Origin of the sequence: Mycolicibacterium alvei (assembly GCF_010727325.1) — a bacterium.
In the GTDB taxonomy this organism is placed as follows: Bacteria; Actinomycetota; Actinomycetes; order Mycobacteriales; family Mycobacteriaceae; genus Mycobacterium; species Mycobacterium alvei.
Genome location: NZ_AP022565.1, coordinates 5,204,887 through 5,226,615 on the forward strand (window position 1 = coordinate 5,204,887; position 21,729 = coordinate 5,226,615).

21 protein-coding genes are annotated in these 21,729 nt (G+C 67.8%); 14 read left to right on the plus strand and 7 right to left on the minus strand.

All coding sequences use genetic code 11. The features are described from left to right. The first annotated feature begins 196 nt into the window (after window positions 1–196). The 3 genes from G6N44_RS24900 to G6N44_RS24910 are packed head-to-tail and all read left to right on the plus strand — an operon-like array spanning window position 197 to window position 3,298. Complete coding sequence (locus G6N44_RS24900; protein ID WP_170309425.1) at window positions 197–1,483, plus strand: GAF domain-containing protein; 1,287 nt, start codon at window positions 197–199, stop codon at window positions 1,481–1,483. Then, the gene (locus G6N44_RS24905; RefSeq protein WP_163668664.1) at window positions 1,483–2,610 is read left to right on the plus strand and encodes an adenylate/guanylate cyclase domain-containing protein; all 1,128 of its coding nucleotides are present in this window, start codon (window positions 1,483–1,485) and stop codon (window positions 2,608–2,610) included. The genes G6N44_RS24900 and G6N44_RS24905 overlap by 1 nt, the downstream gene beginning before the upstream one ends. Before the next feature lie 34 nt (window positions 2,611–2,644). Continuing rightward, window positions 2,645–3,298 carry a DUF305 domain-containing protein gene (locus G6N44_RS24910; protein WP_163668665.1) on the plus strand — a complete coding sequence of 218 codons (654 nt, stop codon included), beginning with the start codon at window positions 2,645–2,647 and terminating at the stop codon, window positions 3,296–3,298. Here G6N44_RS24910 and G6N44_RS24915 read toward each other — a convergent pair. Further along, entirely contained in the window at window positions 3,295–4,398 is a 1,104-nt protein-coding gene (locus tag G6N44_RS24915) for a sensor histidine kinase (protein WP_163668668.1), read from the minus strand. The genes G6N44_RS24910 and G6N44_RS24915 overlap by 4 nt on opposite strands. Next, window positions 4,395–5,111: a response regulator gene (locus tag G6N44_RS24920; protein WP_163668670.1), complete on the minus strand. Its 717-nt coding sequence runs from the start codon at window positions 5,109–5,111 to the stop codon at window positions 4,395–4,397. Before G6N44_RS24920 ends, G6N44_RS24915 begins: the two co-directional genes overlap by 4 nt. Window positions 5,112–5,210: 99 nt before the next feature. On the opposite strand from G6N44_RS24920, the gene G6N44_RS24925 reads away from it, so the two are divergent. From G6N44_RS24925 to G6N44_RS24950, 6 genes are all read left to right on the plus strand, one after another. Then, a complete protein-coding gene (locus tag G6N44_RS24925) occupies window positions 5,211–5,417 on the plus strand; it encodes a heavy-metal-associated domain-containing protein (RefSeq protein WP_163668671.1) in 207 nt (68 codons plus the stop codon). A 14-nt stretch (window positions 5,418–5,431) separates the two neighbouring features. Next, window positions 5,432–6,247 carry a DUF8832 domain-containing protein gene (locus G6N44_RS24930; RefSeq protein ID WP_163668672.1) on the plus strand — a complete coding sequence of 272 codons (816 nt, stop codon included), beginning with the start codon at window positions 5,432–5,434 and terminating at the stop codon, window positions 6,245–6,247. Between the two features lie 38 nt (window positions 6,248–6,285). Beyond that, window positions 6,286–8,460, plus strand: coding sequence for a heavy metal translocating P-type ATPase (locus tag G6N44_RS24935; protein WP_179964612.1), 2,175 nt, complete (start codon window positions 6,286–6,288; stop codon window positions 8,458–8,460). Continuing rightward, the gene (gene lpqS, locus G6N44_RS24940; RefSeq protein ID WP_163668674.1) at window positions 8,457–8,849 is read left to right on the plus strand and encodes a putative copper homeostasis (lipo)protein LpqS; all 393 of its coding nucleotides are present in this window, start codon (window positions 8,457–8,459) and stop codon (window positions 8,847–8,849) included. Before G6N44_RS24935 ends, lpqS begins: the two co-directional genes overlap by 4 nt. Before the next feature lie 70 nt (window positions 8,850–8,919). Beyond that, window positions 8,920–10,008, plus strand: coding sequence for a PLP-dependent cysteine synthase family protein (locus G6N44_RS24945; protein ID WP_163668675.1), 1,089 nt, complete (start codon window positions 8,920–8,922; stop codon window positions 10,006–10,008). Beyond that, window positions 10,005–11,264 (plus strand): MFS transporter, encoded by a 1,260-nt coding sequence (locus G6N44_RS24950; RefSeq protein WP_163668676.1) that lies wholly within the window; start codon window positions 10,005–10,007, stop codon window positions 11,262–11,264. Before G6N44_RS24945 ends, G6N44_RS24950 begins: the two co-directional genes overlap by 4 nt. Here G6N44_RS24950 and G6N44_RS24955 read toward each other — a convergent pair. Next, the gene (locus tag G6N44_RS24955) at window positions 11,245–12,117 is read right to left on the minus strand and encodes an AIM24 family protein (RefSeq protein ID WP_163668677.1); all 873 of its coding nucleotides are present in this window, start codon (window positions 12,115–12,117) and stop codon (window positions 11,245–11,247) included. The genes G6N44_RS24950 and G6N44_RS24955 overlap by 20 nt on opposite strands. 93 nt (window positions 12,118–12,210) lie before the next feature. On the opposite strand from G6N44_RS24955, the gene G6N44_RS24960 reads away from it, so the two are divergent. The 3 genes from G6N44_RS24960 (at window position 12,211) to G6N44_RS24970 (ending at window position 14,082) form a co-directional block, all read left to right on the plus strand. Beyond that, a complete protein-coding gene (locus tag G6N44_RS24960; protein WP_163668678.1) occupies window positions 12,211–13,239 on the plus strand; it encodes a zinc-binding dehydrogenase in 1,029 nt (342 codons plus the stop codon). A 29-nt stretch (window positions 13,240–13,268) separates the two neighbouring features. Then, window positions 13,269–13,472, plus strand: a complete 204-nt coding sequence (locus tag G6N44_RS24965; RefSeq protein ID WP_163668679.1) for a hypothetical protein — start codon at window positions 13,269–13,271, stop codon at window positions 13,470–13,472. A gap of 76 nt (window positions 13,473–13,548) precedes the next feature. Then, the gene (locus tag G6N44_RS24970) at window positions 13,549–14,082 is read left to right on the plus strand and encodes an ATP-binding transcription factor AbmR (protein WP_163668681.1); all 534 of its coding nucleotides are present in this window, start codon (window positions 13,549–13,551) and stop codon (window positions 14,080–14,082) included. On the opposite strand, the gene G6N44_RS24975 is transcribed toward G6N44_RS24970, so the two are convergent. The 3 genes from G6N44_RS24975 to G6N44_RS24985 are packed head-to-tail and all read right to left on the minus strand — an operon-like array spanning window position 14,079 to window position 19,916. Then, window positions 14,079–16,244, minus strand: a complete 2,166-nt coding sequence (locus tag G6N44_RS24975) for a molybdopterin-containing oxidoreductase family protein (RefSeq protein WP_163668682.1) — start codon at window positions 16,242–16,244, stop codon at window positions 14,079–14,081. The genes G6N44_RS24970 and G6N44_RS24975 overlap by 4 nt on opposite strands. Window positions 16,245–16,281: 37 nt before the next feature. After that, window positions 16,282–18,174: an ABC transporter ATP-binding protein gene (locus G6N44_RS24980; RefSeq protein WP_163668684.1), complete on the minus strand. Its 1,893-nt coding sequence runs from the start codon at window positions 18,172–18,174 to the stop codon at window positions 16,282–16,284. Further along, window positions 18,171–19,916: an ABC transporter ATP-binding protein gene (locus G6N44_RS24985; protein ID WP_163668686.1), complete on the minus strand. Its 1,746-nt coding sequence runs from the start codon at window positions 19,914–19,916 to the stop codon at window positions 18,171–18,173. The genes G6N44_RS24980 and G6N44_RS24985 overlap by 4 nt, the downstream gene beginning before the upstream one ends. 116 nt (window positions 19,917–20,032) lie before the next feature. On the opposite strand from G6N44_RS24985, the gene G6N44_RS24990 reads away from it, so the two are divergent. Together G6N44_RS24990 and G6N44_RS24995 are read left to right on the plus strand one after the other, a co-directional pair. Next, on the plus strand, window positions 20,033–20,626 hold the full coding sequence (locus G6N44_RS24990) for a DUF3558 domain-containing protein (protein WP_372508252.1): 594 nt from the start codon (window positions 20,033–20,035) through the stop codon (window positions 20,624–20,626). Further along, a complete protein-coding gene (locus G6N44_RS24995) occupies window positions 20,623–21,171 on the plus strand; it encodes a DUF3558 domain-containing protein (protein ID WP_163668690.1) in 549 nt (182 codons plus the stop codon). The genes G6N44_RS24990 and G6N44_RS24995 overlap by 4 nt, the downstream gene beginning before the upstream one ends. Here G6N44_RS24995 and G6N44_RS25000 read toward each other — a convergent pair. After that, a complete protein-coding gene (locus tag G6N44_RS25000) occupies window positions 21,168–21,689 on the minus strand; it encodes a SixA phosphatase family protein (protein WP_179964439.1) in 522 nt (173 codons plus the stop codon). The two genes, G6N44_RS24995 and G6N44_RS25000, sit on opposite strands and share 4 nt — an antisense overlap. Window positions 21,690–21,729 lie beyond the last annotated feature (40 nt).

The window sequence follows — 21,729 nt, forward strand, 5'->3', positions numbered from 1 at the left end:
GCGACAGGGTCGTCAGATTCGCGGTGGCGGCCGGTGTCATGTTGCCCAGCTCACACGGCGGTCAAGGTTGCGACAAGGGTTGCACGGGGTTGCAGACCCCGAGGCTTTTGCCTGCGAAAGGAGCTGCAAGGACCCGACAAGGTCCGCTTCCCGTCCGCGTGGCACAGAAGTGTGATGTAGAGCACAATCAGCGCTGATGGCTGGTTTGTCGATACCCGAGCCCGCGGTCTCATGCGGTGAGGACCCGCGACGTTACGCGATGCTGTTGTCTGCCGTGTACGACGCGACCATGTCGGGTGACCGGGCGCCGGCGCGCCCGCGTTCGGTGATCGAAGCTTCCTGGAACAGATTGCGGACCAGGGGGATCAACCCCGACCGTCACGTTCCGCCCCGCATCGAAACCGCCGGACTGGACTTGCTCAGGCAACAGTCGGGGCTGATGACGGTGCTCGACGAGGTCACCCGCGGGCTCGAATCGGTGATCGAAGGGGGCGACAGCATCCTGGTCATCGCCGACGCCCGCGGCCGGGTGCTCTGGCGGTCCGGCTCGCCGCGGGTGCTGGGGCTCGCAGATCGTCTCGGTTTCATCGAGGGTGCGATGTGGAGTGAGAACGCGGTGGGTACCAACGGCATCGGCACCGCGCTGGCCTCGCATCGTGCAGTGCAGGTCTTCTCGGCCGAGCATTTCCTGCGCAGCCACCACCCGTGGACGTGCGCCGGGGCGCCGATTCGGGATCCCCGGACCGGCCAGGTCATCGGCATCGTGGACGTATCCGGCCCGGCGCCGACGGTGCATCCGACGATGCTGGCCCTGGTGGATCTGGTGGCGCGATTGGCCGAATCCCAGCTCCGGGAAGCACATGACCGAACGTTGAACCAGCTGCGCACCGTGGCGGCGCCGATGCTGGCCAGGGTCGGTGGCCCGGCACTGGCGGTCGATGCGGAGGGCTGGGTGGCGGCCGTGGCCTCATTGCCGCTGTACAATCGGATCCTGTTGCCCGAGAACGGTTTACCCGGACGCATCTGGGTCCCGCCGTTGGGTATGTGCGATACGGAGTCATTGCCGGGCGGGTGGTTGGTCCGGGTGGTAGAGGACGTGGAAGCCACCGCGGTGCCCTCGAAGGTAATCCTCGATCTGCGCGACGGGGAACCGTCGCTGGAGATGGTCGGGCAGATCGGCAATTGGCGGCGCAGCATCTCCAGCCGTCATGCCGAGATCCTGTTGGTGTTGGCGACCAACGGGCAGGGCCGCTCGGCGCCGGAACTTGCCGAGGACCTCTACGGCGACCGGTCGCGAGTGGTGACCGTGCGCGCCGAAATGTCGCGCCTGCGTAAACAGTTCGTCGGCCTGGTGGCGGGCAGGCCGTATCGCTTCGGGGATTCGGTGATCGTGGATGTCCGTTACCCGCAGGATATGTCGATGTTGCTGACTTCGTCGACGGCTCCGGCGGTTCACGCGGTGCGCGGGTATACCTTGGCCTGATGACGGCCGACCCCACACTCCTGGACGGACTCGACGGCGAAGCCGGCGCACAGCGCGCCGAGTTGGTCGAATGGCTGCTGGCCCGCGGTATCAGCGCAGACCAGATCCGCCGGGCCGACACCCCGATGCTGCTGGCGTCGCGCCGGGTGGCCGGAGACGACGGCACCTACGTGTCGACCCGCGAGATCAGCGAACAGTCGGGGCTGGACGTCGAGCTGGTGCAGCGGTTGCAACGGGCGATGGGATTGGCGACCGTCGAGGACCCCGATGCCGCGGTGCTGTTGCGGGCCGATGCCGAGGCGGTCGGCTTTGCCGAGCGGTTCGTGGAGCTGGGGATCGCCCCGGACCAGATCGTGTTGATCACCCGGGTGCTGTCCGAGGGACTCGGCCGAGCAGCCGAGGTGATGCGCTACGCGGCGTTGGCTGCGGTGCTGACGCCGGGGGCAACCGAACTGGAAACCGCCAAGGCGAGTGAGGCGCTGGTGGCCGAGGCGGCTCCGTTGATCGGGCCGATGATCTCGGACATGCTGTTCGTGCAACTGCGGCATGCGCTGGAGACCGAGGCGGTCAGCGCTTCCGAGCGGGCCGACGGGGTCGGGCTGCCCGGTGCCCGGGTGGTCACCATCGCGTTCGCCGACATCGTCGGATTCACCCGGCTGGGTGAGGTGGTGCAGCCCGAAGACCTTGAGCGGCTGGCGAATCGGTTGGCCGACGCGGCCCGCGAGGTGGCGGTCGGCCCGGTGCGGTTGATCAAGACGATCGGCGATGCGGTGATGCTCGTCAGTGCCGACGCGGCAGCGCTTCTGGATGCGGTCCTGAAGTTGGTGGCGGTCACCGAAACCGACGAGGAGTTCCCGCGGCTGCGGGTCGGGCTGGCGACCGGGCCCGCGGTGAGCCGAGCCGGGGACTGGTTCGGAGGTTCGGTCAATCTGGCCAGCCGCGTCACCGGGGCGGCCCGGCCCGGGACCGTGTTGGCGGCCGAGTCCACCCGCGCGGCGATCGGCGAGGCGGACCGGTTCGATTGGTCGTTCGCCGGGGCGCGCCGCCTCAAGGGCGTCAAGAGTGACGTCAAGCTGTTCCGGGCCCGGATCGCGCAGAACTTTATCGAATCTTCATCGAACGTCTAGACCGACCATATCGAGCCTGGGGAGGCTGGAGAGCATGACGAAACTGATGATGCTGAGTGCCGGCGCGGTGGTGGCGGCGGCCCTGGTGGCCGGCTGTAGCAACCAGTCCACGGATGGGGCTACCGACGCGACGACCGCCATATCGGCGACGACCTCGCAGGCGCCGGTCCAGGCGGACAACGCGGTTCACAACGACGCCGATGTGATGTTCGCCCAGCACATGATTCCGCACCATGAGCAGGCTGTCGAGATGAGCGACGGGCTGCTGGCCAAGCCGGGCATCGACCCGCGGGTGATGGACCTGGCTACTCAGATCAAGGGTGCCCAGGCTCCGGAGATCGCGCAGATGCAGGGCTGGCTGAAGCAGTGGGGCAACCCGCCCATGCCCCCCATGCCGCAGCAGGGCCACGGCGACATGGGCCACGGCGACATGGGCCACGGCGACATGCCCGCCATGCAGGGCATGGTGTCGGAGGCCGACATGAACGCGTTGCGCAATGCCCAGGGCGTCGAGGCGGCCAAGCTGTACCTGACACACATGATCGCTCACCATGAGGGTGCGATCACCATGGCTGAGGATGAGATCAAGGACGGTCAGTATCCGGCTGCGGTCGAGCTGGCCCACACCATCGTGAAGACGCAGCAGCAGGAGATCGACACCATGCGCCAGGTCCTGGGTTCGCTCTAGCCGGTCGGCAGGGTGATCGTGAAGGTGGTCCCGGCGCCCGAACCGGTTGCCGGGCTGGTCACCTCGATCCGCCCGCGGTGGCCTTCGACCAGGGCCTTCACGATCGCCAGCCCGATGCCCGATCCGCCGTGGTCGCGGTCACGCGCGGTGTCGGCCCGGTAGAAGCGGGCGAAGACGTGGGGCAGGTGCTCGGCGGGGATACCCTCGCCGGTATCGGTCACCGTCAAAGTGACGGTGGGGCTCTCAGGTCCGGCGGCGGCGCTGATGGTCACCTGCCCGCCCGCCGGGGTGTGCCGCAGTGCGTTGTCGAGCAGGTTGCCCAGGATCTGGGCCAGCCGGTGGGGATCGGCCCAGAGCGCCGGCAGGTCCTCGGCTGCCTGTCGGTGCAACGTCACGCCCTTGTCGTCGAATCGGTCCTGCGCTGCGGCGACGGCGGCGGCCACCACGGTGTGCGTCGGCACCGGTAGCGGAGTGATCGTGGCCGGGCTCTCCTCGGCCTTGGCCAGGGCGGCGGCGTCGCCGGCGAACCGGACCAGCCGGTGGGTCTGCTGCCGCAGCATCGAGACGGTCTCGGGGTCAAGCGTTCTCACGCCGTCCTCGATGGCCTCGAAGTAGGCCTCCAATACCGAAACCGGAGTTCGGATCTCATGAGCAAGATCGCTGAACAGCCTGCGGCGGCCGGCATCGACAGACTCCAGGCGTCCAGCCATATCGTTGAAAGAACTTGCCAGGGAGTCGAATTCATCGCCGAGGTGGGCGGGCGGCACCCGAGAGTCGTAATGTCCGTCGGCGATGGCGGTGGTGGCCCGGGCCACCTCGGTCAGCGACCGCTGCAGGCGCCTGCCGATATACCAGGTGACGATCAGGGCCGCCAGGATCGCGACGCAGGACGCGACCGCGATCGATATCACCGTGGCATAGACGTAGGCCTCTTCGGCGTGCATCTGTTCGGCCGAGTCACCGGAAACCCCTGCGCGGTGCAGATGTTCGCGGAACAATGGCGGTCCGACGATGGCGGCCACCAGTCCGGTGGTGCCGGCACCGGCGGCCAGTACCAGGGCCTGGGCCGAGAGCAGTCGGGTGCGCAGGCCGACGGTCATCGCCGGCCGTCCTGCCCGGTACCCATGCGGTATCCCACGCCGCGCACCGTGATCACGTACAGCGGATCGGCCGGGTCGTCGCCGAGTTTGCGGCGGAGATGACCGATGTGAACGTCGACGAGGTGTTCATTGGCCACATAGGTGGTTTCCCATACGGATTCGAGGAGCTGACGACGGTTCAGTGCCACGCCGGGTCGAGCCGAGAGCGTGGAAAGTACATCGAATTCGGTACGCGTCAGCATGATCGGTTCGTCGTCGAGGAAAACCTGGCGTCCGTCGACGTCGATGCGCAGCGCCCCGAACACCCGGCCGTCGGCGGCACCCGGAGAGGTGACGCGGGGTCGGCGCAGCATGGCCCGGATCCTGGCCACCAGTTCCCTCGGGCTGAACGGTTTGGTCATGTAGTCGTCGGCGCCCACCGACAGGCCGACGATGGTGTCCGTCTCGGTGTCACGGGCGGTCAGCATCACCACATAGGCATCGGAGAACGTGCGCAATTGCCGACAGACCTCCACGCCGTCGATGCCGGGCAGTCCGAGGTCGAGGATGACCACGTCGGGGTCGACCTCGCGGGCCAGGTGCAGTGCTTCGGCCCCTTCGTGGGCGACGGTGACCTCGAACCGATCGCGGGTCAGATAGCTTGCGATGACCTCGGCCAGTGGGGCTTCGTCGTCGACCACCAGGGCCCGGTAGCCGCCCGGAATCTGCTGCATGTGCCCATAGTGCAGCAGCCGGGCTGGGGGTATAGGTATTTAATACCCTAGGGGGGTATAGTATGGACGGACAACGAAGCTGGTTCAGGAGGCAATTGCATGAGTACCCAGACCGTCACCGTCACCGGCATGACCTGCGGGCATTGCGCCACGTCGGTGCGTGACGAGGTCGGCGGGCTCCCCGGCGTGCGTGCGGTCGAGGTGGACCTGTCATCCGGGCTGGTGACCATCGACAGTGACAACCAGCTGGATCCATCGGCCATCAGCGACGCGGTCGCCGAGGCCGGCTACGCCGTCGCGGGCTGAATCGGTCACCGGTAGTGAGTGCGCCGCAGAGACTCATCGGGTTCGTCGTCGGACTCGTCGTGGTGTTCGCCGTGGCCTTCGGTATCGGCTCGGCGGTCACGCCGGGCAGCGCCCCGGCCACGGTCCACGACGCCGGCCACACGGTGGCATACACGCTTCGACTCGATGAGCCTGCATTGCCGTCCGGCGCCGCGGTACCGCTACGGTTCCGGATCGTCGACAGCACTGGCGCCCCGGTGACCGAGTACGTCGAGAGCCACGAAAAGCTGCTGCATCTGATCGTGGTGCGCCGCGACCTCGCCGACTATCAGCACGTTCATCCGGTGCTCGACAAATCCGGCTCGTGGAGTGTTCCACTCGAGCTGGCCGAGGCCGGTGACTACCGGGTGTTCGCCGACTTCGTTCCGGCCGACGGCCGTGCGGTCACGGTCGGTGCCGACCTGGCCGTTGCGGGTGATTACCAACCGCAACCACTGCCCGCGGCGGCCGACACCACCACGGTCGACGGGTACACCGTCACGCTTGCCGGCGTGGCCACGGCCGGTCAACCCTCGGAGCTGACACTGTCGGTCAGCCGGGACGGCAAGCCGGTCACCGACCTACAGCCCTACCTGGGCGCCTACGGGCATCTGGTCGCGGTGCGCGCATCGGACCTGGCCTACCTGCACGTCCATCCGATGGGCGATGCGGCCGACCCGGCCACCGCGCCCGGGCCGCAGATCGCGTTCCACACCACACTTCCCAGCGCCGGTGCGTACCGGCTGTTCCTGGATTTCAAGCACCGCGACGTGGTGCACACCGCCGAATTCACCGTCGAGGGGACACCGTGAATATCGCCACCGGGCACGTCGATCTGGCGATCGGCGGAATGACGTGCGCCTCGTGTGCGGGGCGGATCGAGCGCAAGCTCAACAAGCTTGACGGCGTCACCGCGACCGTCAACTACGCCACCGAGAAAGCCAGTGTCGACGTCGCCGGCGATGTCACACCCGAGCAGCTGATCGCGGCCGTGGAAACCGCGGGCTACACCGCACAACTGTCGGCCACCGAACCGGATGAGGGCCACGTCGAGGACGACCCAACGGCAGCGCTGCGTACCCGGCTGATTGTCTCGGCCGTACTGACCTTCCCGGTCGTGGCCATGGCGATGGTTCCCGCGCTGCAGTTCACCAACTGGCAGTGGCTCTCGCTGACCCTGGCTGCGCCCGTCGTGGTGTGGGGCGCATTGCCTTTCCACCGCGCCGCCTGGACGAATCTGCGGCACGGCGCCGCCACCATGGACACGCTCATCTCGATGGGCACGATCGCGGCGTTCGGCTGGTCGCTGTACGCACTGTTCTGGGGTACCGCCGGGATACCGGGCATGACACATCCGTTCTCACTGGCCATTTCGCAGTCCGACGGCACGGGCAACATCTACCTTGAAGTCGCCGCGGGCGTCACCACCTTCATCCTGGCCGGGCGATACTTCGAGGCACGCTCCAAGCGGCGCGCCGGGGCGGCGCTGCGCGCACTGCTCGAGCTCGGCGCCAAGGATGTTGCGGTTCTGCGAAACGGTGTGGAACAACGCATCCCGGTCGAGTCGCTGGCGGTGGGTGACGAGTTCGTGGTCCGGCCCGGTGAGAAGATCGCCACCGACGGTGAGGTGATCGACGGTTCGTCGGCGGTGGACGCCTCGATGCTCACCGGTGAGTCGGTCCCGGTCGAAGTCGGCTCCGGCGATCAGGTGGTCGGCGCCACGGTCAATGTGGGCGGTCGGCTCGTGGTGCGGGCCAAGCGAATCGGATCCGACACCCAGTTGGCCCAGATGGCCCGGTTGGTCGAGGACGCGCAATCCGGCAAGGCGCAGGCACAGCGCCTGGCCGACAAGGTGTCCGCGGTCTTCGTGCCGATTGTCATCGCGCTGGCGGTGGGCACGCTCGGTTTCTGGTTGGGAACCGGCGGATCGGTGGCTGCGGCCTTCACCGCCGCGGTGGCCGTGCTGATCATCGCCTGCCCGTGCGCGCTGGGCCTGGCCACCCCGACCGCGCTGCTGGTCGGCACCGGCCGTGGCGCCCAACTCGGCATCCTGATCAAGGGGCCCGAGGTGCTCGAATCCACCCGCCGCGTGGACACCGTGGTGCTGGACAAGACCGGGACGGTGACCACCGGCGCGATGACGCTGCTGGACGTGATCACCGCGCCCGGTGAGGATCCGGCCGAGGTGCTGCGGTTGGCCGGGGCGGTCGAGGACGGCTCCGAGCATCCGATCGCCCGGGCGATCGCCAAGGGTGCCCGCGACAAGCTCGGCGACCTGCCCGTGGCCGAGGATTTCGCCAACGTGGCGGGCCTCGGGGTACAGGGCGTCGTCGACGGTCATGCGCTGGTGGTGGGCCGTCGCCAGTTACTGGCCGACTGGGGGCAAAGGCTGCCACCGGACCTGGATAGCGCGATGCGCGACGCTCAGGCCCAGGGCCGCACCGCGATCGCCGCGGGGTGGGATGGGCAGGCGCGCGCGGTGCTGGTGGTCGCCGATGCGGTCAAGCCCACCTCGAAGGAGGCGATCGAGCAGCTGCGCGCTCTCGGCCTGGATCCGATCCTGCTGACCGGCGACAACGAGGCGGCAGCGCACACGATCGCCGAACAGGTTGGTGTCCAAGAGGTTTACGCAGAGGTACTGCCGCAGGGCAAGGTCGATGTGGTCAAACGCCTGCAGGACGAGGGCCGGGTGGTGGCCATGGTCGGCGACGGTGTCAACGACGCCGCCGCGCTGGCCCAGGCCGACCTCGGCCTGGCCATGGGCACCGGCACCGATGTGGCGATCGAGGCCAGCGACCTGACGTTGGTGCGCGGTGATCTGCGGGCCGCCGCCGATGCCATCCGGTTGTCCCGACGCACGCTGGCCACCATCAAGGGCAACCTGTTCTGGGCGTTCGCCTATAACGTCGCCGCGCTGCCGCTGGCGGCGGCCGGACTGCTCAACCCGATGCTGGCCGGTGCGGCGATGGCGTTCTCCTCGGTATTCGTGGTCAGTAACAGCCTGCGGCTGAGACGATTCCGATGAAACGGCTCGCGGCCGCGATGGTGATCGCATTGTGGGCGACGGTACTTGCCGGGCAATGGCAGGCGACGAGCCACGATCAGTCTGTGCATCTGCCGCATGCGGTTTCCGCCGCGATCGGCGACAGCAGCACCGCGCTGATGCTCGACCATCCGCATGTCAGTGACGGTTCGACTCCGCACACGCTGGATAATTTCAGCGCTGCGGTGCTGCCGCGGACTGCGGCCGCTGCGGCTGCTGCGGCTGCGCTGTCGGTGGTGGCGCTCGTCCTCGGATGCATCGTCTTGTGCGGGTGTGCTGCGGTGCGGGTTCAGCGGGGTCCACCCGACCGCCACGGTGCCCTTCTCGCCGGACAAGAACTCCTGCTCCGGATCTGTATCGCGCGTCGCTGATCTCACGGCGCTCCGACGCTGTCAGATCAGTTGCCGCACAGTCGCGGCCGGATACAGAAACGGCACATTCATGAACCATGCTCTGTCCACCCGTTCCTTCCACGTCCTGCGCCGAAACCGCGGTCCCAACACCATGGTCGGTCACACTCCCACCCTGTGGGTGTCCACTCCGTTCGCCGACGCCGGGCGCGGATTCTGGGCAAAACTCGAAGGTTTCAACCCCGGCGGTATGAAGGACCGGCCCGCCATACACATGGTCGAGCAGGCCCGGGCTCGCGGCGACCTGAAACCCGGTGGCCGCATCATCGAATCGACCAGCGGCACATTGGGTCTGGGACTTGCATTCGCCGGCACGATCTACCACCACCCGGTGACGCTGGTGACCGATCCGGGCCTGGAACCCATCATCGCGCGCATGTTGAGCGCCTACGGGGCCCAGGTATCGACGGTGACCGAACCGCATCCCACCGGGGGCTGGCAGCAGGCCCGGCGGGACCGGGTGGCCGAACTGCTCGCGGTGGACGAGAACGCCTGGTATCCCGACCAGTACAACAACCCCGACAACGTCGAGGCCTACCGGCCGCTGGCGCTCGAACTGAACGCTCAGATCGGCCACGTCGATGTGCTGGTGTGTTCGGTCGGCACCGGCGGGCATTCGGCCGGGGTGGCGCGGGTGCTGCGCGAGTTCAATCCGAACCTGCGACTTATCGGGGTGGACACCATCGGTTCGACGATCTTCGGGCAACCCGCTGCGACCCGCGTCATGCGGGGCCTCGGTTCGAGCATCTACCCCCGCAACGTGGATTACGCCGCGTTCGACGAGGTGCACTGGGTGGCGCCGGCCGACGCGGTGTGGGCGGCCCGGACGCTGGCGTCGACGTACTACGCGAGCGGGGGATGGAGCGTCGGTGCGGTCGGTCTGGTCGCAGGCTGGGCCGCGCGAAACCATCCGGCCGGCACCACGATTGCCGCGGTGTTCCCTGATGGTCCGCAACGCTATTTCGACACGGTGTACAACGACGAATTCTGCCGTGAGCTCGGTCTGCTCGATCACCAACCCGCCAACGAACCCGAGACGATCGCGGACCCCGGCGATCGCGTGGTGCAGTCCTGGACCCGCTGCGAGACGGTCACCGACCCGACGGCGGTGGCCGGATGAGCGGAGTCATCGCGCAGTTCCGCAGTTTCGACCTGCCGAGTCGGCTGTTGATGGTCAACCAGTTCGGCATCAATCTGGGCTTCTACATGCTCATGCCGTACCTGGCCGGCTATCTGGCCGGCCCACTCGGCCTGGCCGCGTGGGCGGTGGGGTTGGTGTTGGGCGTGCGGAACTTCTCTCAGCAGGGCATGTTCATCGTCGGCGGTACCCTGGCAGACCGACTCGGGTACAAACCGCTGATCGTCGCCGGGTGTTTGTTGCGTACCGCCGGGTTCGGCCTGCTCGTCATCGCGGATTCCCTGCCGGCGATGCTGATCGCCTCGGCGGCAACAGGTTTCGCCGGAGCATTGTTCAATCCCGCGGTTCGGGCCTATCTGGCCGCCGACGCCGGTGACCGGCGGGTCGAGGCCTTCGCCACCTTCAACGTGTTCTACCAGGCCGGCATCCTGCTGGGTCCGCTGGCAGGGATGGCGTTGCTGGCCTTTGACTTCCGGGTGACCGCCGCCGCGGCTGCGGGCGTGTTCGCCGTGCTGACCGTGGCCCAGCTACTGGCCCTGCCTCGGCACCGCGCCGAACCGGTCGCCGAGCGGAGTTCGGTACTCGAAGACTGGCGCAGTATCGTCGCCAACCGCGGGTTCCTGTTGTTCGCGGTGGCGATGATCGGCTCCTACGTGCTGTCCTTCCAGGTCTACCTGGCGTTGCCGCTGCAGGCCGCAGCGCTGCAACCGGGGAACGAAACCGCACTGGTGGCAGCGGTGTTCGTGGTGTCCGGGCTGATCGCCGTGGGCGGTCAGTTGCGCATCACGCGGTGGTTCGGCGACCGCTGGGGCCCGCGCCGCAGCCTGGTGGTCGGCTTGCTGGTGCTGGCGGCGGCCTTCGTTCCGATGGCCGTGGTGCCAGACGCAGACCGGTTCGGCACCACGGCCGCGGTGGCCGCACTGCTCGGCTCGTCCGCGTTGCTGGCCCTGGGCTCGGCCGCGGTGTTCCCGTTCGAGATGGACACCGTCGTGGCGCTGTCGGGCGATCGGCTGGTGGCCACCCACTACGGGTTCTACAACACCGTCGTCGGCATCGGAATCCTGCTGGGCAACCTGGCCACCGGCTCGCTGATCGACGCCGCCCGCGCCGCGGGCCTGGCCGAACTTGTATGGCTGGGCCTCACGGGGATCGGGTTGGTGTCCGCGGCGGCGCTCTACGCACTGATGCGCGACGGCGGGAAGCTGGCGCCCTCGCCGCTCACTGCATCGGAACCGTGACACCCTCCGACGGCTGGACGATCACAAAACCGTTGCCGTGGAACGCAACCTGGATCGCCTCGCCAGAGCCGCGGCCGATCAGGGCGCCTGCCTTGAAGCTGGTCTTGAGTTGGGTCTGCAGGTGCGCCGACCAGGCCACCACGGCGTTAGTGTCGGCGAAGGTCGGGGCCTCGGAGGCGTTGAGCACCACGGGCGGGCCGTCGGTGGTCAGCGCCACCCATCCGGTGCCACGCAGCGTGGTGTTGAACAGGCCGCCGGTGGCGATGCTGCCGCCGCGGACCCGTTCGATGTTCCAGTCCAGACTCGACGAGAAGGCCAGGACGTTCTTGCCGCTGATCGACAGACCCGAGTTGGACAGTTGCAGCAGGTGGACATCGAAACCCTGATCGGCCAGGAACACATCGCCTTGGCCCTGGCAGCGCATCAGCGGGAGCCCTTCACCGGTGAGGGCCTTCTTGATGAACTTCGAGGCACCGCCGCCCTCGAAGGCAAAGTCGACGTTGCCCTGGTAGGCGACCATCGAGCCCTGTCGGGCCATGAACGGTTCGCCCAGGCGGACCCGCAGCATCTTGCGGTTCTGGTTGGCGATCGGCGTCGCCTCCTTCTCGCTGAACCGTCCGTCGACCAGATCCCCGCTGATGCCGTCGAACCCGTCACCCTGGGGTTGGGGTTGGGGCTGAGCCGGTGCCTGCGGCTGCTGCGGGGGCTGTGGGGAGGCGCCCATCGGCGCCCGGCCGGGCTGGCCCTGATGGGACACCTGGTCGGTCCAGGATTGTCCGTCCCACCAGCGGTATTCGTAGCGGCCCTCAGGATCGGGCAGCCAGCCGGGTTGCCAGTTTCCGTTCACAGTCATTCCTCGGATCGTTGGATGGAGGCGAATTCGATACCACGTTACAAGTCATTGCGGTAACTTCGTCCAGATATCCGGTGAGAGGTTCGGTCGTTGATGAAAGCCGTTGTTGCGCAGCGTGGTTCGATAAGTGTCGAGGATGTGCCGGAGCCCACCCCGGGACCGGGTCAGGTGCTCGTCGCGCCGCTGGCCTGCGGGATCTGTGGGTCCGACCTGCATCTGGTCTCCTCGCAGGCCGCGATGCCGGACCTGGTGCCGGCCATCGTGCTGGGGCACGAGTTCGTCGGTGAGGTGCTCGACTACGGCCCCGGTACCGAACGCACCGTCCCGGTCGGTACGGCGGTGACGTCGGTCCCGTACCTGGACACCGGTGACGGACCGCAGCTGGTGGGGCTGTCCCCGGCGGTGCCCGGTGGGCTGGCCGAGCGCCTGGTGCTGCAGGAGAAGCGCCTGGTTCCGGTGACGGGCGACGTCCCCGTGCACTACGCGGCGTTTGCGGAGCCGCTGGCGGTGGGGGTGCACGCCGTTGCCGCGGCCGACGTGCAGCCGGGCGACGTCGTCCTCGTCGTCGGTTGTGGTCCGGTGGGGTTGTCGGTCATCGCCTGCCTCAAGGCGGCCGGGGTGGGGCCCGTCGTCGCGGCGGATTTCTCGCCCCGCCGCCGTGTCCTGGCCGAGCATATCGGTGCCGATGTCGTCATCGATCCGGCGGTGAGCAGCCCGTACCAGAGTTGGGCTGAGCTGGCCGGCGCCCCGGTGCCCATGTCGCCGCTGATGGACACACCGCAGCGGGCCAATACGGTGGTGTTCGAATGTGTCGGTGTGCCAGGCATTCTCGCGACGGTGATGGACTCGGTGCCCCCGCAGACCAGGATCGTGGTGGTCGGGGTGTGCATGCAACCGGACACCATCACGCCGGTGGTCGGTACCACCAAGGAACTCTCGATCCGTTTCGTGTTCGCCTATCGTCCCGACGAGTTCGCCAGGGCACTGGACTGGATCGTGCGCGGCACGGTGGACGTGGCGCCGTTCGTCACGGCGACGCTGCCGCTGGATTCGGCGACCGAGGCCTTCGAGGAACTCCGGCAGCCCGACAAACACTGCAAGATTCTGCTGCTGCCCACCTGACCGGCCGGTCAGCTGGCATCCTTAGCGTCATGGCAAAGGAAATCGACCCGCTGCGTGCCCAAGGTGCGCTCGCGGTCCTCAAGCAGCACCCCGGCATGGTGCTGTTCGCGGCTTCGCCGGCGATCATCGTGCTGGGCGCGGTGTGGTGGCTGGCCGGCCCGGGTTGGGCGGGGCTGCTACTGGTGGCCCTGGTGTTGGCCGGTGGGGCCGCGCTGCTGCTCAAGCGCAACTAGGACCGTCAGCAGAAATCCACGTTCGCCAGCGGTGAACGACGTCCCATCTGCGATGTAACGGTGTAATTATGTAATCATGAACAAACATCAACACCATCGCCGGTCCGCGGACGAGGCCGCCGAGTGGTTCGCGGGCCGATTGCCCGAGGCCTGGTTCACCAGCGATCCGACCGTGATCGTCGACCGTGAAGAGATCACCGTGATCGGCCGGCTTCCCGATCCGGAAGAAGCCGACACGAAAGCCCGTGCCTCGGGTCGGGCCTCACGGTTCCGCGAAGAGACCCGCAGCGAGCGCATGCGCATCGCCGACGAGGCGCAGGGCCGGTTCGACCGCAAGGTGTCCTGGGGCGTGGAGGTCAACCCAGCGGGCGGTTCCGAACCGGAGCGAATCCTGTTCACCCACATCGCAGTACCGGTGATGACCCGGCTCAAGCAGCCCGAACGGCAGGTACTCGACACCCTGGTCGACGCCGGCGTGGCCCGGTCGCGCTCGGACGCGCTGGCCTGGTCGGTGCGCCTGGTCGGCGAGCACACCGAGGAGTGGCTGGACAAGCTGCGTGACGCGATGAAGGCGGTCGACGATCTGCGGGCCGAGGGGCCCGGCGCTTAGATTCGCTCGATCCCGACGTACACCGAGCCGAGCGCCGAGGTCTGGGAGAGCGGATCGATCGCTGTCCGGTCGGCCAGCAGGTTGCGGTTGACCCCGTAGGAGTCCGGTGCGCTGCCGTGGCGTGGGTCGAATACCCGTGAGCCCCAGCCATGATCAAGTACGACGACTCCGCGGCGGGGCCGGTCGGACAGCGCCGCCGTCACCTCCACCTGCCCCACCGGCGAGTACACCCGCACCCGGTCGCCTGCCGCAATGCCCAGCGCTGCAGCGTCTTCGGGGTGGATCACTACCTCGTTGCCCTTGCCGCCCGGGTGCAGGCCGGGCAATTCGTTCAGCCAGGAGTTCATCGAATGCCGCCGGCGCCCATTGCCGAGCAGGAACGGGAAACCCTTGGGGGAACCGGGATCCGGTGTGGCGATCAGTTCACGGGTCCGCGCCACGAACTCGGCGGGGGCCGCATGGACCTTGTGGTCCGGGGTGCGCAACGCTTCGCGGAACCGGCCGAACTCCCGCGGTCCGAGCACCAGGCCGTGCGGGTGCGCCGTCAGCTCGCGCCAGGTGAGCTTGTGCCCGTCGACTTTCCGCGAGGTCAGGATGATCAGCCGGTCCATCCAGTGCGGCCCGAACGCCAACCCGGGCCGCCGGGTCCGCGTCGCCAGCCACCGGGTCGCGCGGATGAACCCGTTGACGCCCTTGGCGCCGAACAACGGGCGGCGCATGGCCAGTGCCAGATCGGTGAACACCCGCCATTCCTCGCGGGCGCCGTCCGGTGGTTCGACGGCCTTCACGCCGTACTGCACGTAGGGCTCGTCGTGCATGCCGCTGGTGAAGGCCAACAGATCGTCGCGTTCCAGCCAGTGCACCGCGGGCAACAGCCAGTGTGCATGCCGGTGGCTCTCGCGCTGCACCAGATCGATGGCCACCAGCAGGTCCAGCCGGCCCAGGGCCTCGTCGAGCCTGGCCCCGTCGGGTCCGGAGATCACCGGGTTACCGGAATTGATCAGCAGCGCACGGATCTGGCCGTGCCCCGGGGTGGTGATCTCGTCGGGCAGTTCGGCCAGCGCGTGCGCCCCGGCCACCAGACCACGTCCGGCCAGCCGGCTGGTGTGGGGGCGGGTGGCCGCCATCCCGGCCAGTCGCAGCGTATCGACATAGCCGGGCTCGAAGCGACGCCCACCCGGGCGGTCCATCCGCCCGGTGATCAGGTTGAGTACATGACCCAGCCATTCGGCGACCGTGCCCGCGGCATGCAGCGACACCCCGGTGCGCGTGATGACCATCGCCCCTGGCGCCGAGGCGAATTCGCGCGCCACCCGCTCGATCATGTCGCGGGCGATATCGCACCGCGATGCCAGATCGTCCAGGTCGGCGTCGGCGGTCAGCGCACGGAGGTCGGCCATCCCGGTCGCCAGCTCGGCGCAGTCGGCGCGGTGCTCGCGGTCCTCGTCGAGAATCACCTTGACCATCGCCAGCAGCAACGCCCAGTCAGTACCCGGACGCACCGATAGATGCAGATCGGCGGCCTGAGCGCTCTCGGTCCGGATCGGGTCCACCACGACGATCCGTGCGCCCTGCTTCTGGCGGGCCAGTGCGCGACGCCAGCCGCCCGGCACCGACTCCACCCAATTCCAGGCGCTGACAGCGGGATTGGCCCCGATGATCAGGAAGTAGTCGCAGTGGTCGACATCGGACACCGGCACCATCAGTGGTGATCCGTACATGGCTTCGGCCACCACGTGCAGCGCGTTCTGGTCCACCGATCCGACCGCGTACCGGTTGTAGGTGCCGATGGCGTCCAGCCAGGCGTTCATGAACACCAGGTTCGACGACGAGTAGCCGGCCGGGTTGCCGTAGTAGGCCGCCACCGCATCGGGGCCGCCGGCCTCGATGATCTGGTTCATGCGCTGCGCGATGTCGCTGATCGCCTCGTCCCAGCTCGCCTCGACATAGCCGTCACCGACCCGGCGCATGGGGCGAAGGATGCGTCGAGGATGGTCTACCACCTGACCGGCGGTGCGGCCTTTCGCGCAGAAATCGCCCCAGGTGTGCGGGTTGAGCTTGTCGGCCGAGATCTTCACCACGCGGTTGTCCTCGACCGTCACCTCCAGGCCGCAGGACGCCAGACAGTACCGGCAGAACGTGTGCACGGTACACGGCGTCATTACACCGACACTACGGTTTGTAATGGCGGTAGGGGCGCTAAACCTGCGTCATCTCCCAGTACCGTCCATGCCGGGACATGAGTTCGGCGTGGGTGCCGCGTTCGATGATCCGGCCGCCGTCCATCACCAGGATCAGGTCGGCATCCCGGATGGTCGAGAGCCGGTGGGCGATGATGAAACTCGTCCGGTCCTGGCGCAACTCGGCCATCGCCTGCTGGATCAGCAGTTCGGTGCGGGTATCCACCGCGCTGGTGGCCTCGTCGAGCACCAGCACCTTCGGCCGGGCCAGCACCGCGCGGGCGATCGTGATCAACTGCTTCTCGCCGGCGCTGATGGCGCCGCTGTCGTCGTCGACCCGGGTGGCGTACCCATCCGGCAAGGTGTGCACGAACCGGTCGACGTATGCCGCCCGGGCCGCCTCGATCACCTCGTCCTCGGACGCGTCGGGCCGGCCGTAGGCGATGTTGTCGTAGATGGTGCCGCCGAACAGCCAGGTGTCCTGCAGCACCATGCCGACCGAGGACCGCAGCGACTGCCGGCTCACCGTCGAGATGTCGATACCGTCGATCAGGATTCGGCCGGAATCGACGTCGTAGAACCGCATCAGCAGGTTCACACACGTGGTCTTGCCCGCGCCGGTGGGACCGACGATCGCCACCGTGCTGCCCGGCTCGGCCACCAGGGAGAGGTCCTCGATCACCGGGGTGTCCGGCAGATAGCCGAAGTTCACCCGATCGAATTCGACCCGGCCGGTGCGGATTTCCAGTGCCGCGGCCGGCTCGGGGGACTGCTCTTCGGCGTCGAGCAGTTCGAAGACCCTTTCGGCGCTGGCGATTCCGGACTGCAGCGTGTTGTACATCCCGGCCACCTGGCCCAGCGGTTGGTTGAACTGCCGCACGTACTGGATGAACGCCTGGATGCTGCCGAGGGTGATCTGTCCGCCTGCGACCTGCAGGCCGCCCACCACGGCGACGGCCACATAGCTCAGGTTGCCGATGAACATCGTCGCCGGGCCGACCAGGCCCGAGAAGAACTGTGCGCCGATGCTGGACCGGTAGACCTCGTCGTTGAGCTCGTCGAACCGCCGCTGCGCGGCCTCCCGATGCCCGAAGGTCTTGACGATGGTGAAGCCGCTGTAGGTCTCCTCGATGTGGGCCGCGAGGCGTCCGGTGTTGCGCCACTGCGCCACGAACAGCGGTTGGGAGCGACGGGTGATCCAGCGGATCACCCACAGTGCCAGCGGCACGGTGACGACGGTCAGCAGCGCCAGGAGTGGCGAGATGGTCAGCATCATCACCAGCACCGCCAACACCGTCAGCAACGAGGTGAGCAGTTGGCTGATGGTCATCGACACCGAGGTCGCGATGTTGTCGATATCGTTGGTGACCCGGCTCAGCACCTCGCCGCGTTGACGGGAATCGAAGTAGGACAGCGGAAGTCGGTGCAGTTTGTCCTCGACCTCGGCCCGTAGCGCCACCATGGTCCGTTGCACCGTGACGTTGAGCAAGCGGGCCTGCAGCCACACCAGCACCGCGGCGAGCAGATACAGGCCCAGCGCCAGGGCCAGGGTGCGGGCCACCGCGGCGAAGTCCACCCCGTGGCCGGGAACCACGTTCATCCCGGAGAGCAGATCGGCGAAGGTGGTGTCGCCGCGCGCCCGCGCCGCCGCGACTGCCTGCTCCTTGGTCAGTCCCGCGGGCAGTTCGCGTCCGATCACACCGTTGAACAGCAGATCGGTGGCGTGCCCGAGAATCCGGGGGCCGATCACGCCGATCGCGATCCCGCCGACCCCGAGCAAAACCACCGAGATCGCCAGGGCGCGCTGCGGCACCAGGCGTTTGAGCAGGCGCAGGGCCGACCCGCGGAAGTCGCGGGTGCGCTCGACCGGCGCGGCCGGGGTTCCGCTGCGGCGCAGCACCGCCCCGGTCACCGCGGACCTCCGGCGGTGACCGCCTGCGATGCGGCGAACTCGGCGTAGGTGGGGCAGTCGGCGAGCAACGTCTCGTGGGTGCCGATGCCGACGATGCGACCGTCGGAGACCACGACGACCTGGTCGGCCTCGATCACCGTCGAGATCCGTTGCGACACGATCACCACGGTGGCGTCGGCCGATACGTCACGCAAGGCGGAGCGCACCCGGGCATCGGTGTGTACGTCGAGCGCCGACAGCGCATCGTCGAACAGGTAGATCGCGGGCCGGCGGATCACCGCTCGCGCGATCGCGAGCCGTTGTCGCTGTCCGCCGGAGAAATTGATGCCACCCTGGGCCACCGGGCGGTCCAGCCCGTCGGGGTGGGCAGCGACGAAGTCGTCGGCGGCCGCAATCCGCAGTGCGTCCCACATCTGTTCGGTGGTGAGTTCCTGTCCGGGCGCGGCCCCGTAGCGCAGGTTTTCGGCAATCGTCCCGGAGAACAGGTAGCCCCGCTGGGGGACCAGCCCGATCGAGGACCACAGCTGCTCGAGGTCGAGATCTCGCACGTCGACGCCGTCGATGCGTACCGCACCCGCGGTGACGTCGTAGAAGCGGCAGATCATCGCCAGCAGGGTGGATTTGCCGGATCCGGTGGACCCGACCACCGCGGTGGTGGTCCCGCGCCGGACGCGCAGCGAGACCTGCTGTAGCACCGGGCGATCGGCGCCCGGGTAGCTGAACGATGCGTCGTCGAACACGATCTCACCGGTAACGGACACCGGTCGGACCGGGTCGGGAGGGCTGGTGACCCGGGGTCGCGTGCCCAGCACGCCGCTGACCCGCTCGGCGCAGACCGACGCGCGCGGGAGCATCACCGCCAGGACCGTCGCCATCAGCACGGCCATCAGGATCTGCATGAAGTAGGCGAGGAACGCGATCAGCGATCCCACCTGCATGTGGCCTGCGTCGATCCGCAGCCCGCCGAACCAGATCAGCGCGACGCTGGAGATGTTGATCACCAGGGTGGTGGCCGGAAGCATCAGCGCCTGCCACTGCCCGGCCTCCACCGCCGTGGCCGACAGGGACTCGTTGGCGTCGGCGAACCGCCGCCCCTCGACGGATTCGCGGGCGAACGCCCGGATCACCCGGATACCGGACAGCTGATCACGCAACACCCGGTTGATCCCGTCGATCAGCCGCTGCATGCGACGGAAGATCGGCATCAGGTGGGTGATGATCCAGTAATTCGCCAGTCCCAGTACCGGAACACTGACCAGCAGCAGCCACGACAGCCCGGCGTCCTGGTGCACCGCCATCAGGATTCCGCCGATCGACATGATCGGGGCGGTGATCAGAATCGTGGCGGTCATCTGCAGCAACTGCTGGATCTGGCCGACGTCGTTGGTGGTGCGGGTCAGCAGCGTCGGGGCGCCGAAGCGGGCGGTCTCCGCGGCCGAGAATGTGGTGACGTGGCCGAAGATCGCCGAGCGCAGGTCGCGGCCGAAACTCATCGCCGCGCGCGACCCGAAGAACACCGCTCCGATGGCGCAGGCCACCTGCAGACCGGTGACACCGAGCATCACCCAGCCGAGTTCGACGATGAGTCGGGTGTCTCCCTTGGCCACTCCGTCGTCGATGATCGCGGCGTTGACCGTCGGCAGGTAGAGCGACGCCAGGGTGCTGATCACCTGCAGTGCCGCGACGATGGCGAGCAGCCGCCGGTACGGCCGCACGTACTGTCGCAGCAGCGCCCAGAGCATCTGGTTACTCTTGCACACCGCCCGCTGACGGTCGTGTCCAGCCGCCGCCGGGTCCGGATCGATGAAAGTCCAGGTCAGTCGGTATGTCGGTATGGGGCATGGGTGTTGCAGCTACAGTGCATGGCGTGACGGTCCGCACGGCCACCAAGCCACTACTTCGCAATGCCAGAATCGTGGCGGTATTGGCTACGGCAATGGTCCCGGTGTTCGCCGGGTGCTCGACTGACGAGCCCGCGTCCCCCCAGGTTCCGCAGAGCGAGGCGCCCAGTGCCGGTGGCACGGGCACCCACGGTCCGCATTTTCCGCATTGCGGCGGCGTGAGCGATCAGACGGTGACCGAGTTGACCCAGGTTCAGGGGCTCGTCAACACCGCGACCAATTCCTCGGGCTGCCAGTGGCTACAGGGTGGCAGCATCCTGGGGCCCCACTTCTCCTTCACCTGGTTCCGCGGCAGCCCGATCGGCCGGGAACGGAAGACCGAGGAACTGTCGCGAACCAGCGTGGAGGACATCAACATCGAGGGTCACAGCGGTTTCATCGCGGTCGGGGAGAACCCGCTCAAGGCCGGCGACGTCAACCTGTGCGAGATCGGCATCCAGTTCGACGACGATTTCATCGAGTGGTCCGTGAGCTTCGACCAGAAGCCCTACCCCGAACCGTGCGAGGTGGCCAAGGAGCTGACCCGCCAGTCGATTGTGAATTCCAAATGAGCATTCAGCGTGGGGTCGCCGGGGTCATGGCCGCGCTGGCGGTGTTCGTCGGGCTCACCGGTTGCACCCGCACCGTGGGCGGCAACGCCGCCAAGGAGGGGTCCATCAGCGGCCCCAGCAACAACAAGTCCGAGAAGACCTACCCCAACCTGCTCAAGGAATGCGATGTCCTGACGACGGACATCCTGGCCAAGACCGTGGGGGCCGACCCGCTGGACATCCAGAGCACGTTCGTCGGTGCGGTCTGCCGATGGCAGGCGGCCAATCCGGCCGGCCTGGTCGACATCACCCGGTTCTGGTACGAGCAGGGCAGCCTGGACAACGAGCGTAAGACGGCCGAGAAGCTGCAGTACGCGATCGAGCAACGCCGGATCGCCGGTGTCGATTCGATCATCATGAAGCCCCAGGGGCTCAACGGGGCGTGCGGTGTGGCCAGCGACGCGGCCGGGGTGGTCGGCTGGTGGGTCAATCCGCAGGGGCCGGGGATCGATGCCTGCCCCATGGCCGTCAAGCTCATGGAACTGACGCTGGCCACCAACTCTTAACGGGGCACGTGGAAGCGCACCAACGTCGCGCCGCCCAGCGCGAGTTGGTCCCACGGGCCGGTGGTGCGCAGCACCGCGATCGCCGAGGTCGGGAACTTCAGTGAAATGCTCTCCGCCGCAATCCGGTTGGAGCCGTCCGCCAGTCCGAGTGCGACCGCGGACATGGCGGGTTCGTGGCCGATCACCAGAACTGTCGAGGGGTCGGCGCCGAAACGTGACGGCACACCGTTGATCTCGTCGATGACGGTGCCCGGTCTCGCGTCGTAGATGCGCTCGGCGTACTGCACGGGTGCCTCGAGGCCGGTGCGCTCCAAGGTCTGACGGGTCCGTGTCGCCGTCGAGCACAGCACCGCGTCCACGTCGGTGATGTTGGCCCGGATCCAGTCCCCGGCCAGGCCGGCCTCCCGGATGCCCCGCGCGGCCAGTGGTCGGTCGTGGTCGGCGACGCCGTCGGGATAGTCCGACTTGGCGTGGCGCATCAGCAGCAGGGTTCTGATCGGACGGATCGGATCGGCCATTTCAACAGGGTAGGCACCCACGCGGGGCCATGCCGGTCCA

Excerpts from the sequence above, each read along its gene's own strand:
- G6N44_RS24965 (WP_163668679.1), top strand. The coding sequence starts at position 13,269 with ATGGCAAAGGAAATCGACCCGCTGCGTGCCCAAGGTGCGCTCGCGGTC.
- G6N44_RS24905 (WP_163668664.1), top strand. The coding sequence starts at position 1,483 with ATGACGGCCGACCCCACACTCCTGGACGGACTCGACGGCGAAGCCGGC.
- G6N44_RS24975 (WP_163668682.1), bottom strand. The coding sequence starts at position 16,244 with ATGACGCCGTGTACCGTGCACACGTTCTGCCGGTACTGTCTGGCGTCC.
- G6N44_RS25000 (WP_179964439.1), bottom strand. The coding sequence starts at position 21,689 with ATGGCCGATCCGATCCGTCCGATCAGAACCCTGCTGCTGATGCGCCAC.
- lpqS (WP_163668674.1), top strand. The coding sequence starts at position 8,457 with ATGAAACGGCTCGCGGCCGCGATGGTGATCGCATTGTGGGCGACGGTA.
- G6N44_RS24910 (WP_163668665.1), top strand. The coding sequence starts at position 2,645 with ATGACGAAACTGATGATGCTGAGTGCCGGCGCGGTGGTGGCGGCGGCC.
- G6N44_RS24985 (WP_163668686.1), bottom strand. The coding sequence starts at position 19,916 with ATGCTCTGGGCGCTGCTGCGACAGTACGTGCGGCCGTACCGGCGGCTG.
- G6N44_RS24925 (WP_163668671.1), top strand. The coding sequence starts at position 5,211 with ATGAGTACCCAGACCGTCACCGTCACCGGCATGACCTGCGGGCATTGC.
- G6N44_RS24955 (WP_163668677.1), bottom strand. The coding sequence starts at position 12,117 with ATGACTGTGAACGGAAACTGGCAACCCGGCTGGCTGCCCGATCCTGAG.
- G6N44_RS24900 (WP_170309425.1), top strand. The coding sequence starts at position 197 with ATGGCTGGTTTGTCGATACCCGAGCCCGCGGTCTCATGCGGTGAGGAC.
- G6N44_RS24960 (WP_163668678.1), top strand. The coding sequence starts at position 12,211 with ATGAAAGCCGTTGTTGCGCAGCGTGGTTCGATAAGTGTCGAGGATGTG.
- G6N44_RS24995 (WP_163668690.1), top strand. The coding sequence starts at position 20,623 with ATGAGCATTCAGCGTGGGGTCGCCGGGGTCATGGCCGCGCTGGCGGTG.
- G6N44_RS24920 (WP_163668670.1), bottom strand. The coding sequence starts at position 5,111 with ATGCAGCAGATTCCGGGCGGCTACCGGGCCCTGGTGGTCGACGACGAA.
- G6N44_RS24935 (WP_179964612.1), top strand. The coding sequence starts at position 6,286 with ATGACGTGCGCCTCGTGTGCGGGGCGGATCGAGCGCAAGCTCAACAAG.
- G6N44_RS24970 (WP_163668681.1), top strand. The coding sequence starts at position 13,549 with ATGAACAAACATCAACACCATCGCCGGTCCGCGGACGAGGCCGCCGAG.
- G6N44_RS24945 (WP_163668675.1), top strand. The coding sequence starts at position 8,920 with ATGAACCATGCTCTGTCCACCCGTTCCTTCCACGTCCTGCGCCGAAAC.
- G6N44_RS24950 (WP_163668676.1), top strand. The coding sequence starts at position 10,005 with ATGAGCGGAGTCATCGCGCAGTTCCGCAGTTTCGACCTGCCGAGTCGG.
- G6N44_RS24915 (WP_163668668.1), bottom strand. The coding sequence starts at position 4,398 with ATGACCGTCGGCCTGCGCACCCGACTGCTCTCGGCCCAGGCCCTGGTA.